The organism is Clostridioides sp. ES-S-0005-03 (genome assembly GCF_020658455.1).
Classification (GTDB): Bacteria; Bacillota; Clostridia; order Peptostreptococcales; family Peptostreptococcaceae; genus Clostridioides.
In genome coordinates, this window is sequence record NZ_JACVWI010000003.1 from 264007 (window position 1) to 277700 (window position 13694).

At 32.7% G+C, this 13694-nt stretch carries 12 protein-coding genes; all 12 read left to right on the forward strand.

Going from position 1 to position 13694, the window contains the following annotated elements:
- Positions 1–26 precede the first annotated feature (26 nt).
- The 12 genes from IC218_RS13915 (at position 27) to IC218_RS13970 (ending at position 13652) form a co-directional block, all read left to right on the forward strand.
- Positions 27–701 carry a methylenetetrahydrofolate reductase C-terminal domain-containing protein gene (locus tag IC218_RS13915; RefSeq protein ID WP_227433448.1) on the forward strand — a complete coding sequence of 225 codons (675 nt, stop codon included), beginning with the start codon at positions 27–29 and terminating at the stop codon, positions 699–701.
- 35 nt (positions 702–736) lie between these two features.
- Entirely contained in the window at positions 737–1618 is an 882-nt protein-coding gene (locus IC218_RS13920) for a methylenetetrahydrofolate reductase (protein WP_003432262.1), read from the forward strand.
- Positions 1619–1659: 41 nt separating this feature from the next.
- Positions 1660–3045, forward strand: coding sequence for a dihydrolipoyl dehydrogenase (lpdA, locus tag IC218_RS13925; protein ID WP_227433447.1), 1386 nt, complete (start codon positions 1660–1662; stop codon positions 3043–3045).
- A 55-nt stretch (positions 3046–3100) separates the two neighbouring features.
- Positions 3101–3871 carry a carbon monoxide dehydrogenase accessory protein CooC gene (locus IC218_RS13930; protein WP_021383511.1) on the forward strand — a complete coding sequence of 257 codons (771 nt, stop codon included), beginning with the start codon at positions 3101–3103 and terminating at the stop codon, positions 3869–3871.
- 19 nt (positions 3872–3890) lie between these two features.
- Positions 3891–4835 (forward strand): acetyl-CoA decarbonylase/synthase complex subunit delta, encoded by a 945-nt coding sequence (acsD, locus tag IC218_RS13935; RefSeq protein ID WP_227433446.1) that lies wholly within the window; start codon positions 3891–3893, stop codon positions 4833–4835.
- 30 nt (positions 4836–4865) lie between these two features.
- Entirely contained in the window at positions 4866–6233 is a 1368-nt protein-coding gene (gene acsC / locus IC218_RS13940) for an acetyl-CoA decarbonylase/synthase complex subunit gamma (RefSeq protein ID WP_227433445.1), read from the forward strand.
- A 49-nt stretch (positions 6234–6282) separates the two neighbouring features.
- Positions 6283–7089 carry a carbon monoxide dehydrogenase/acetyl-CoA synthase methytransferase subunit gene (gene acsE, locus IC218_RS13945; RefSeq protein ID WP_227433444.1) on the forward strand — a complete coding sequence of 269 codons (807 nt, stop codon included), beginning with the start codon at positions 6283–6285 and terminating at the stop codon, positions 7087–7089.
- A 56-nt stretch (positions 7090–7145) separates the two neighbouring features.
- Entirely contained in the window at positions 7146–9272 is a 2127-nt protein-coding gene (gene acsB / locus IC218_RS13950) for an acetyl-CoA decarbonylase/synthase complex subunit alpha/beta (RefSeq protein ID WP_227433443.1), read from the forward strand.
- A gap of 86 nt (positions 9273–9358) precedes the next feature.
- A complete protein-coding gene (gcvH, locus tag IC218_RS13955; RefSeq protein ID WP_003418363.1) occupies positions 9359–9736 on the forward strand; it encodes a glycine cleavage system protein GcvH in 378 nt (125 codons plus the stop codon).
- Between the two features lie 112 nt (positions 9737–9848).
- Positions 9849–11777 carry a corrinoid activation/regeneration protein AcsV gene (gene acsV / locus IC218_RS13960; protein WP_227433442.1) on the forward strand — a complete coding sequence of 643 codons (1929 nt, stop codon included), beginning with the start codon at positions 9849–9851 and terminating at the stop codon, positions 11775–11777.
- A 67-nt stretch (positions 11778–11844) separates the two neighbouring features.
- Entirely contained in the window at positions 11845–12717 is an 873-nt protein-coding gene (locus tag IC218_RS13965; RefSeq protein ID WP_227433441.1) for a radical SAM protein, read from the forward strand.
- Positions 12714–13652 (forward strand): radical SAM protein, encoded by a 939-nt coding sequence (locus IC218_RS13970; protein ID WP_227433440.1) that lies wholly within the window; start codon positions 12714–12716, stop codon positions 13650–13652. The genes IC218_RS13965 and IC218_RS13970 overlap by 4 nt, the downstream gene beginning before the upstream one ends.
- Positions 13653–13694 lie beyond the last annotated feature (42 nt).

Here is a 13694-nt window from a genome sequence, read left to right on the forward strand (position 1 = left end):
GTGGAAGGTTTAGGGGGGAAGTAGATATGATAATTTCTGAAAATAAACCATTGGAAGAAGTGCTAGGGTACTTAAAGAATTTTGACAAGCTAGTTTTAGTTGGTTGTAATCAATGTGCAGCGACTTGTAAGAGTGGTGGAGAAGAAGAAGTTCTAAAAATGAAGGAAACTCTTGAAGGTGAGGGCAAAAAAATCTTAGGATATGTAATGCTTGATCCTGCTTGTAACCTTTTAAAGTCTAAAAAGGACTTAAAGGCTCTAAAAGAAGAAACTAAAGAAGCTGATGCAGTTTTATCTTTAGCATGTGGAGATGGGACACAAACAATAGTTAAAAACCTAAAAAATAAACCAGTTTATCCAGCCAACAACACTTTGTTTATAGGGGAAGTACAAAGGGTTGGAGAATATGAGGAAGCCTGTAAGGCTTGTGGAGACTGTGAACTTGGTTGGACAGGTGGAATATGTCCAGTAACTATGTGTGCTAAAGGTCTTATGAATGGGGCTTGTGGTGGAGCTAAAAATGGTAAATGTGAAGTAAATCCAGAAAATGATTGTGCTTGGATAAAAATATATGAAAGATTGGAATCTATAGGGCAATTAGATAATTTAGCAGAAATAAGACCGCCAAAAGACTATTCTAAGCAAAATAATCCAAGAAGCTTAAGTGCAAAGAAAAAGAAAGAAGCAACAGCCAATTCATAAAAGTTTTTTTTAGAAGGTTAAAAGGGGGATTAGAGATGAGCTTATTAAGAGAAACATTAGAGAGTGGAAAATTTGCAGTTACTACTGAGATGGCTCCTCCAAAAGGGACTGACCTTTCACATTTAATTGAATGTGCAAAGCCGTTAGTTGGAAGAGTTCATGCAGCAAATGTGACAGACTTTCAATCAGCAGTTATGAGAGCAACTTCTCTTGCTACATGTAAATTACTAAAAGATGCTGGATTAGAGCCAGTGATTCAAATAACAGGGAGAGATAGAAATAGGATAGCTATACAAGGAGAAATGTTGTCAGCAGGTGTATTTGGGATAAACAACTTGTTGGCATTAACAGGAGACCATACTAGCGTAGGAGACCATCCACAAGCTAAAGGTGTATTTGATTTAGACTCTGTAGGGATACTTCAAACTGCTGAAACTCTAATGGCAGGTACGGATATGGCTGGTAATAAATTAAAAGGTTCTCCAGATTTTTATCTAGGAGCATCAGTAACTCCAGAATATTCTCCAATAGAAGTTCAATTATTAAAAATGCAAAAGAAAATAAAAGCTGGAGCTAAATTTTTCCAAACTCAAGCACTTTATGACATAAATACAATGAGAAAGTTTAGAGAACTAACAAGAGATATGGATTGCAAGGTATTGGCAGGGATAGTACCTTTAAAATCTCCAGGAATGGCTAAATTTATGACTGCAAATGTACCAGGAATATTTGTGCCAGATGAACAAATCGAAAGATTAAGAGCAGCTGGAAAAGAAAACTGGGTAAGTGAAGGAATAAAAATGGCAGGAGAACTTATCAAACAATTAAAAGAAGAAGATTTATGTGATGGTGTTCATATAATGGCAATTGGGGCAGAAGAAAATATACCTGCTATACTAGATGCCGCAGGTTTATAGTATTACAAGATTGTAGATTATAAGGTTTGGGGGAATTAAGGATGAAAATAGTAGTAGTAGGTGGTGGACCAGGAGGATATGTAGCAGCTATAAAAGCTTCTATGCTTGGTGCAGAGGTGACAGTTGTTGAAAAAAGAAGAGTTGGAGGAACTTGCTTAAATGCAGGATGTATACCAACTAAAGCACTTCTTGCTTCTTCAGGGGTATTAAATACTGTGAAGGAAGCAAAGGATTTTGGTATAGAGATAGATGGTACAGTTACACCAAATTTCACTGCCATAATGGAAAGAAAAAATAAAGTTGTAAATCAATTAATAAGTGGTATAGAATTCCTATTTGAGAAAAGAGGAGTAAAACTAGTTAATGGTTTTGGAAAATTAATTGATAAAAATACTATAGAAGTAACAAAAGATGATGGAACAGTAGAATCTATAAAAGCTGATAAGATAATACTAGCTAATGGTTCTGTTCCAGTTGTACCAAGAATGTTCCCATATGATGGAAAGATTGTAATAACTAGTGATGAAGTTCTTGGACTTGAAGATATACCTGAATCTATGTTAATAGTAGGTGGTGGAGTTATAGGATGTGAAATAGGGCAATTCTTTAGAGCCTTAGGAACAGAAGTAACTATAGTTGAAATGGTTGACCAGATACTATTAAATGAAGATAAAGATGTAGCAAAACAACTACTTAGACAATTTAAGAAAGATAAGATTAAAGTTATTACAGGTATTGGAGTACAAACTTGTGAAGTAGTTGATGGTAAAGCTGTTGCAACTCTTTCTAATGGAAAGGTTATAGAAGCACAATATGCATTAGTATGTGTTGGTAGAAGACCTAACCTTGATAATTCTGGAGTAGAAGATATAGGAATTGAAATGGAAAGAGGAAAAGTAGTAGTTAATGAGCATCTTGAAACTAATGTAGAAGGTATATATGCAATAGGTGATATAATAGATACTCCTTTCTTAGCACATGTTGCTTCTAAAGAAGGTATTGTTGCAGTTGAAAATGCTTTAGGAAAAACTAAAGTAGTAGATTATAGAGCAATTCCAAGATGTGTTTATACTGAACCTGAAGTTGCTGGTGTTGGTAAAACTGAAAAACAACTTGAAGCTGAAGGTGTAGAATACAATGTAGGTCAATTTGATTTTAGAGGACTTGGAAAAGCACAGGCTATAGGACATTTCCAAGGATTTGTAAAAATAATAGCTGATAAAGAAACAGATAAAATAATAGGTGCAGCAGTAGTAGGTCCTCATGCTACAGATTTATTAACAGAGTTATCACTTGCTGTTCATCTAGGATTAACTGTAGAACAAGTAGGGGATGCAATACATCCACATCCAAGTTTATCTGAAGGACTAATGGAAGCACTTCATGATGTACATGGAGAATGTGTTCATTCTGTACCTAAATTATAATAAGTAAACAGAGTACATAAGGCTCTGTGGCTAGATTTAAGGGGGAAGTCTTAAAATGGGATACAATATAGCTGTTGCAGGAAAAGGTGGAACTGGTAAAACAAGTCTCACAGGGCTTTTGATTGATTATTTGGTTAAGGACAATAAGGGACCAGTATTAGTTGTAGATGCTGATGCTAATGCTAACATAAATGAAGTATTAGGTATTGAAGTTGAAGCAACAATAGGAGAAATAAGAGAAGAAGTAAATCAAAGAGAAAAGTTAGGCAATGCATTCCCAGGTGGTATGACAAAAGCACAATATCTACAATTTAGATTAAATTCTATAATTGAAGAAGGAGAAGGATATGACTTGTTAGTAATGGGGAGATCAGAAGGGGAAGGATGTTACTGTTTTGTAAATGGGATACTTAGAGAACAAGTAAACAAAATATCTGGTCACTACAAATACTTAGTCATGGACAACGAAGCTGGTATGGAACATCTAAGCAGAAAAGTTACTAGACATGTTGATACACTTTTATTGGTTAGTGATTGCTCAAGACGTAGCATACAAGCTGTTGCTAGAATAAGAGATTTAGCTGAGGAACTAAAATTAAATGTTGGAAGAATACTTCTAATTGTAAATAAGGTTCCAAATGGGGTTATGAATGATGGTGTTAAAGAGGAAATAGAAAAACATAACCTAGAGCTAATTGGTGTTGTACCTATGGATGAATTGATATATGAATATGATTCTACAGGTATTCCTTTAGTTAATTTACCTGAAGATTCAAAATCTAAAGTGGCTATGAAAGAGATTTTTGCTAAATTAGAATTAAAATAGGCTTAAGGGGGAAAAAAATATGGCATTTAAAATGTCTACTCAAAAATATTCTGGAAAAATATCAGAAGTTGAAGTAGGAATAGGGGAAAAAGCAATTAAATTAGGTGGGGAAAATGTATTACCTTTTTATAGTTTTGATGGAGAAGTAGGGAATACTCCAAAAATAGGTATAGAAATATCAGACGTTTATCCTGAAAGCTGGACTGATTCATATAAAGAGTTATACAAAGATGTAGCTAATTGTCCAGTAGAATGGGCTAAATATGTTGAAGCTAATACACAAGCAGATTTTATTTGTTTAAAATTTGATGGTTCTGACCCAAATGGATTAGATAAATCAGTTGATGACTGTGCTGAAGTTGCTAAAGCAGTAGTTGAAGCAATAACATTGCCTTTAGTAGTAGCTGGTTCAGGAAATCATGAAAAAGATGGTAAACTGTTTGAAAAATTAGCTCAAGCGTTGGATGGGCATAACTGTCTATTTATGTCAGCAGTAGAAGATAACTACAAAGGAGTAGGAGCATCAGCTGGAATGGCTTATTCACACAAAGTTGGAGCAGAATCTTCTGTTGATATAAACCTAGCAAAACAATTAAACGTACTGTTAACTCAATTAGGCGTTAAAGGTGAAAATATAGTTATGAATGTTGGATGTTCAGCAGTTGGTTATGGATATGAATATGTTGCATCTACTATGGATAGAATTAGACTTGCAGCATTTGGTCAAAATGATAAGACATTACAAATGCCTATCATAACACCAGTAGCTTTCGAAGTAGGTCATGTTAAAGAAGCTATAGCTCCAGTAGAAGATGAGCCAGATTGGGGTTGTCCAGAAGAAAGAACTATAGCAATGGAAGTTTCAACTGCAGCAAGTGTTTTAGTAGGTGGTTCAAACGCAGTTATACTTCGTCATCCAAAATCAATAGAAACTATAAAAGAATTGGTTAACGCATTAGCTTAATTAAATTGTTAAGGTTAGGGGGAGAAAATAATGGCATTAAAAGCTTTAGATATATTTAAATTAACACCAAAGAAAAACTGTAAGGATTGTGGATTCCCAACTTGTATGGCTTTCTCTATGAAGGTTGCTTCAGGAGCTGTAGAAGTAGGCAAATGCCCACATATGTCTGATGACGCTATAGCAAAACTATCAGAAGCTACAGCACCTTTAATGAAAGCATTAAAAGTTGGTACTGGAGCATCTGAATATGAACTAGGCGGGGAAACAGTATTATTTAGACATGAAAAAACATTAGTAAGTAGAAATAGATATGCAGTTTCATTCTGTACTTGTATGAGTGATGAAGCAGTAGACGCTAAAATAGCTAACATGAAAAAAGTTGACTATATAAGAATTGGTGAACAAATGAAAGTTGAAATGGTTGTTTTAGAATACTGTGGAGACAAAGATGCATATTTAAAACTAATAGACAAAATAAAAGGTAGTGGATTAGAAGTAGCTTATATTTTAGCTTGTGATGATGCACAAGCAGTTAAAGAAGCTGTTGAAGTATTAAAAGATGCTAGACCAATGGTATATGGAGCAACTAAAGATAACTACAAAGATATGATAGAAGTAGTTAAAGGAGCAAACCTACCATTAGGAGTAAAAGCAGCTAGCTTAGAAGAATTATATGAAACAGTTGAATTAGTTCAATCTGCTGGATATAAAGAATTAGTATTAGATGTAACTGGAGAAAATATAAAAGATACTTACACTAATGCTGTGCAAGTTAGAAGAATAGCTTTAAAAGAACAAGATAGAACATTTGGATATCCTTCAATAGTATTTGCAAATAGATTATCTAACTCAAATCCTATGATGGAAATTGCTTTATCATCAATATTTACTATAAAATATGGTTCTATAATAGTAATAGATGATATTAGTTATGCTAAAGCATTACCATTATTTGCATTAAGACAAAATATATACACTGACCCACAAAGACCAATGAGAGTTGAACCAAAGATTTACCCAATTAATAACCCAGATGAAAATTCTCCAGTATTAGTTACTGTTGACTTTGCATTAACTTATTTCATAGTTGCTGGAGATATAGAAAGATCAAAAGTTCCAGTATGGTTAGTAATACCAGATGCAGGTGGATATTCAGTTCTTACATCTTGGGCTGCTGGTAAATTTGGTGGAAATTCAATCTCTGCTTTCATCAAAGAAAGTAAAGTAGAAGAAGTAACTAATTGTAAAGACATTATCATTCCAGGAAAAGTTGCAGTACTTAAAGGTGATATAGAAGATAACTTACCAGGATGGAATGTAGTTATAGGACCAGAAGAATCTATGGAATTACCTAAGTTCTTAAAAGGATACCAAGAAAAAGCATGCCAAACAAACTAATAAAATATTAACTAACTATTAATATTAAATTTAAAGGGGGACATTATAAATGGAAAAATTTATGATTATAGGTGAAAGAATACACTGTATCTCACCTTCAATAAGAAAGGCATTAGCAGAAAGAGATCCAGCTCCAATATTAAAAAGAGCAAAAGAACAATTAGAAGCAGGAGCACACTATATAGATTTCAATATAGGGCCTGCTGAAAGAGATGGCGAAGAGATAATGACATGGGGAGTTAAGCTACTTCAATCTGAATTTAACAATGTTCCTATAGCATTAGATACAGCTAATAAAAAAGCTATCGAAGCTGGACTTAAGGTTTATGATAGAACTAATGCAAAACCAATAATAAACTCTGCTGATGCTGGTTCAAGATTTGATTTAATAGATATAGCAGCTGAATATGAATCAATGGTTATAGGTTTATGTGCAAAAGAAGGTATCCCAAGAGATAATGATGAACGTATGGCTTACTGCCAAGAGATACTAGAAAAAGGCTTAATGCTAGGAATGGAGCCAACTGATATATTATTTGACCCATTATGCTTAGTTATAAAAGGTATGCAAGAAAAACAAGTAGAAGTTTTAGAAGCTATAAAGATGATGACTGAAATGGGACTTTTAACTACAGGAGGATTATCTAATGTATCTAATGGATGTCCTAAACATGTTAGACCTGTTTTAGATAGTGCATTCTTAGCAATGGCAATGGCTAATGGATTTAGTTCAGCTATAATGAATCCATGTGACCCAGAATTAATGAAAACTGTAAAATCTTGTGACATAATCAACGGGGCATCTTTATATGCAGACTCTTTCTTAGAGTTAAATGAAGGTGGATTTGCTTTCTAGGGTTTTTAGGGTATAGTTAATAAAAAATAGGTGTAAATATTAAAGGGGGAAATAGAATGAATCTATATAATATAATCTTTACAGGGTCAGAACAAGCTTTGGGTGCAGCTCAAGCTATGTTAAATGAAGCTATAGAAAAAAACGGAAAAGAACATAAAGTAGCTTTCCCTGATACAGCATATTCATTACCTTGTATATATGCTGCAACAGGACAAAAAATGAACACTTTAGGGGACTTAGAAGGTGCTTTAGAAGTAGTAAAATCTTTAATCAATAGAACTCATTTATTAGAACATGCTTTTAATGCTGGTTTAGCTACTGCTTTAGCTGCAGAAGTAATTGAAGCATTAAAATACTCAACTATGGATGCTCCATATAGTGAGCCATGTGCAGGTCATATAACTGACCCTATAATCAGATCACTTGGTGTACCACTAGTTACAGGAGATATACCTGGTGTTGCAGTTGTTCTTGGAGAATGTCCTGATGCTGAATCAGCAGCAAAAGTTATAAAAGACTACCAATCTAAAGGTTTATTAACTTTCTTAGTTGGTAAGGTTATAGACCAAGCTATAGAAGCTGGAGTAAAAATGGGTCTTGAACTAAGAGTTATACCTCTAGGATATGATGTAACTTCTGTTATCCACGTTGTATCTGTTGCAGTAAGAGCAGCATTAATATTCGGTGGATTAACTCCTGGTGATTTAAACGGATTATTAGAATACACAGCTAATAGAGTTCCTGCATTTGTTAATGCTTTTGGACCATTAAGTGAATTAGTTGTATCTGCAGGTGCTGGAGCAATAGCTTTAGGATTCCCAGTTGTAACTGACCAAACTGTTCTTGAAGTTCCAATGAATTTATTAACTCAAAAAGATTATGATAAGATAGTAGCTACTTCATTAGAAGCTAGAGGAATAAAAATAAAAGTTACTGAAATACCTATACCAGTTTCATTTGCAGCAGCATTTGAAGGTGAAAGAATTAGAAAGAGCGACATGTTTGCTGAATTTGGTGGAAATAAAACTGAAGCTTGGGAGCTTGTTGTTAAGAAAGAAGCTGCTGAAGTTGAAGACCATAAGATAGAAATAATAGGACCAAACATAGATGAAGTTGAAGCAGATGGTGTATTAAGATTACCACTTGCTGTAATAGTTAAAATAGCTGGTAAAAACATGCAAGAAGATTTCGAACCAGTTCTTGAAAGACGTTTCCACTACTTCTTAAACTATATAGAAGGTGTAATGCACGTTGGACAAAGAGATATGGCTTGGGTAAGAATCTCTAAAGATGCATTTGATAAAGGATTTAGACTTGAGCATATAGGAGAAGTTTTATATGCTAAGATGTTAGATGAATTTGAATCAGTTGTTGATAAGTGTGAAATAACTATAATTACAGATGCAGAAAAAGTTTCTGAATTAAAAGGTGAAGCAATAGCTAAATACAATGCTAGAGATGAGAGATTAGCTTCATTGGTTGATGAAAGTGTAGAGACTTTCTATTCTTGTAACTTATGTCAATCATTTGCACCAGCTCACGTTTGTGTTGTTACTCCTGAAAGACTTGGTCTTTGTGGAGCAGTTAGCTGGTTAGATGCTAAAGCTACTAAAGAATTAGACCCTACAGGTCCTTGTCAACCAATAGAAAAAGGTGAATGTTTAGACGATAGAACAGGTGTATGGAACTCTGTAAATGAAACTGTAAACCAAATATCTCAAGGTGCAGTTGAAGCTGTTACATTATACTCTATATTAGAAGACCCTATGACTTCTTGTGGATGCTTCGAGTGTATCTGTGGTATAATGCCAGAAGCAAATGGATTTGTTGTAGTTAACAGAGAATTCCCAAGCGTTACTCCAGTTGGTATGACTTTCGGAGAACTTGCTTCTATGACAGGTGGAGGAGTTCAAACTCCAGGATTCATGGGACACGGAAGACATTTCATATCTTCTAAAAAATTCGCTTATGCAGAAGGTGGACCAGAAAGAATAGTTTGGATGCCAAAAGAATTAAAAGATTATGTAGCTGATAAATTAAATGCTACAGTTAAAGAAATGACTGGAATAGAGAACTTCTGTGATATGATTTGTGATGAAACTATAGCTGACGATTCTGAAGGAGTATTAGCTTTCTTAGAAGAAAAAGGTCATCCAGCATTAGCTATGGAAAGTGTAATGTAATTGATGGAAAATTTAAAATAATGTGATATAATATTAATATGATTTAAATAAATTAATCAATAATATAATATTGGGGGTCTATCGAAATGAAATTATTACCAGAATTAAAATACTCTAAAGATCATGAATGGGTAAAAGTAATTGATGGAGATGTTGTATATATAGGTATAACAGATTATGCTCAAGATCAATTAGGAGAAATATTATTTGTTGAAACACCAGAAGTAGAAGATACTGTAACTAAGGGAGTAGATTTTGGAGTAGTTGAATCTTCTAAAGTAGCTTCTGATTTAATATCTCCTGTTAATGGTGAAGTATTAGAAGTTAATGAAAAATTAGAAGATGAACCAGAATGTATAAATGAAGACCCATACGAAAACTGGATATTAAAAGTAAAACTAGCTGATGTTGCTGAGCTTGATACATTATTAAGTGATAAAGAATACGAGGCTGGATTAGAATAATTAAAGACTAGGGATGTTATTATAATTGGGGAAAGTATAGTAAAATTTGAGTGCACGCAAATTTAGCTATACTTTCCTTTTATAATATATAGAACAAATTGGGAGGGATATCATGATAAAGGTAAATTTTATGCCAAACAATAAAGAAGTTTATTGTAATGAGGGGGATATATTGCTAGAAGTTGCAAGAAATGCTGATATATTTATAGATGCTCCTTGTAATGGAAATATGTCTTGTGGTAAATGTAAGGTAAAGTTGTTAAAAGGTAAGGTTGATACAGAAAAAACGAGACATATAACAGATGACGAATGGGAGCAAGGTTATATATTAGCTTGTTGTACAAAAGTAATCTCAGATATAGAAATTGAAGTTCCTTCTAAAGTATCATCTTCTATGCATGGTATGAAGATTGAAGGTAGCAATAAACAAAAAGATAGAGAAATTTTTGAGAGAGCTAAAAAAATAATAGAAAAGCATAACTTACAATTTAAGACAAATATAAAAAAGAAATACATAGAAATGGAAGAGCCAAACTTAGATGACAATATAAGTGATGTAGATAGATTAGAAAGACATGTTAGAAATCATCTGGGATACAATGAAATAGATTTTAGATTAGATATACTTAGAAAGATGCCAACGATATTTAGAAAGAGCGATTTCAAAGTTACAATAACATATGTTCAAAAACAAAAGAAACTTACAATCATAAATATAGAAGAAGGAAATAAGGAAAATTCTCTTTATGGAGTTGCAATAGATATTGGTACAACTTCGGTAGTTGTATGTTTAGTAGACTTATATTCAAAAGAAGTAGTAGATAAAGCATCATCTGGAAATGCTCAGATAAAATATGGAGCAGATGTTATAAATAGGATTATATATTCGACTAAGAAAAATGGATTAGAAACTTTACACAAAGCTATAGTCGATGAAACTATAAATCCTCTATTAAAAACATTATATGAAAGAAATGGCATAAATAAGGAGGATGTAGTCACTTTAGTAGCTGCTGGAAATACAACTATGACAAGTTTATTCTTAGGGGTGTATACAGACTTTTTAAGACAAGAACCTTATATACCACCATTTTTAAAATCTCCAAAACTTATGGGTGAAAATGTAGGTCTTTTTGTAAATGATAGTGCATATGTGTACTTAGCTCCATCTGTAGCAAGTTATGTAGGAGGAGATATAACAGCAGGGGTATTATCAGCTGGTATATGGTCAAGTGAAGAAAATGTTTTATTTATAGACTTAGGTACCAATGGAGAGATAGTATTTGGAAATCAAGACTATATGATGAGCTGTGCATGTTCAGCAGGTCCTGCATTTGAAGGTGGAGGCATAAGCTGTGGAATGAGAGCATCAGCAGGAGCAATAGAGAAGGTGGCTATTGATAAAGGAACTTTAGAGCCTACATTAAAAATAATAGATGAATGTGCACCAGTTGGTATATGTGGTTCTGGTATAATTGATTTAATTTGCCAAATGATTACTAAGGGTGTAATAGATAGAAGAGGTAAGATATATAGAGATTTAAATAATAAGAGAGTCAGATTTAATGAACATGAAATAGGAGAGTATGTATTAGCATTTAAAGAAGAATTTGATTTGGAAAATGATATAGTAGTAAATGAAGTGGACATAGATAATTTTATTAGAGCTAAAGGAGCTATATATTCAGGAGCATATACTCTTGTAGATAGCTTGGGTATGGATTTTAGTATATTAGATAGAGTTTATATAGCAGGTGGTATAGGAAATAACCTAGATATAGAAAATTCAATAATTATAGGATTACTTCCTGATATCGATAGAGAGAAATTTACTTATATAGGAAATAGTTCACTTGTAGGTTCTTACTTGGCTCTTATAAGTAAAGATGCCAAAAATAAACTTGAAGAAATAGGTAAACAAATAACTTATGTTGAACTTAGTGTTTATCCAAGTTACATGGACGAATTTATTTCTGCATGCTTCTTACCACATACAAATATAGAGCAGTTCCCAACTGCAAAGCAACTACTAGAAGAGTAAAATATCAAAATATAGATGCATAGGTAGAGCATTAAAACATAAAAACATAAATGTAGAGGATTAAATTATGTATAAGGATTTGTCTGAGAAAATGAGAACTGCGTTTGACATTAAATTAAGAAATTTCGGAAATGAGATAGAGTTTGCTTATCCGAATCAGACTCTAGCTCTTAGTACTACAAGTAATAAGTGTAGTCTTAAATGTGCTCATTGTAATGGTCATTATTTAGAGAATATGATACCAATTGAGGACTATAAAGAAAAAGTTAAATCAAGAAATATAACTAGTTTTTTATTAAGTGGTGGTTGTAGTTATGAAGGTGATGTCCCAATAAATACCCATATACAGACCATTAAAAAGTTAAAGGAACAAGGATACAGATTAAATGCTCATTTAGGGCTTATGGATAAAGAGAGTATTATAGAATTATGTAAGTATTTAGATATAGTTTCTTTCGACTTGGTATTCGATAAAGAAACTATAAAAGAAGTTTATAAAATGGATAAAAGCAAAGAAGATTATATTAAAGCTTACAATACAATAAGAGAAAATACAGAAGTAGCACCACATATATGTATTGGTTTAAAAGGAGGAAAAGTAAAAGGTGAGTATGAGATTATAGAATACTTACAAAAAAATCCTCCTAATAAACTGACATTTATAGTTCTTATTCCTACAAAAGGTACTGAATATGAAGATGTAGAACCTCCTAATTTGAAAGAAGTAACAGATGTTTTATGTGAAGCTAGAATTAGTTTACCAAATACCGAGATTAACCTAGGTTGTATGAGACCTAGAGGTGTGTATAGAAAAGAACTAGACCAATTAGCTATAATGTGTGGAGTTAATAGAATAGTTCTTCCATCAAAATCTGCTAAGAATAAGGCTATAGATATGAATATGACAATAACTGAATGTAAGGAGTGTTGCGTTTTATGATTAGATTATCATCAGGGACAGCAATAGAACTTGGAATATTAAATAAAAAAAGCGATATACCTCCTACTACAGCATATATAATGATTGGGGAAAAATGCATAAACAAATGTAGTTTTTGTTCTCAATCAATAGAAAGCAGTACTAGAAAAGATAAATTATCAAGAGTAGTTTGGCCAGAGTATTCTAAAGAGGAAATATTGAATGCTTTGAGAGCATATAACGGGAAAAATATAAAGAGAATATGTATACAATCAATGGCAAGTGAAGAGGCACATAAATCTGTTTTAGATTTTATAAATTACATAAATGGTAAAATAGATATGCCTATTTCATTGTCTGCAAAATTAGAAAGTGATGAAGAAATAAACAAGTTTTTTTCTGCTGGAGTAGATAAAATAGGAATAGCGATAGATGCAGCAAGTAAAGACTTATATGAAAAAATAAAAGGATATAATTATGATGAAAAATTGAATTTTATAACAAAAATGTCAAAGTTATATCCTAATAAAATCAGCACACATATAATTGTTGGTATGGGAGAAAGTCATGAAGACATATACAACCTATATACTTATTTAAAGAAGAACAATATAACTATTAGTTTATTTGCGTTTACTCCAGTTAGAGGAACTAAAATGGAAAAAATAAGTCAACCAAATATAGAAAGTTACAGAAGAGTACAGCTAATGTCCTATATGATAAATAAAGGTTATTCACAAGAATACTTTGAATTCAAAAATGGATACTTGGAAAATATAAAACTTGATGATGAGACTGTATCAGATATAAACAGGGGTTACCCTTTTGAGATAAGAGGTTGTAAGGATTGTAATAGACCATATTATAATGAAAGACCAGGAAGTACTATATATAATTATTCAAGACCTTTAAATCAAGATGAGATAGATTTGGCTATAAGAGAACTAAATCTGTAAATGATTTCTTGAATATATTTATACTAAAGATTGGGGCGTAAT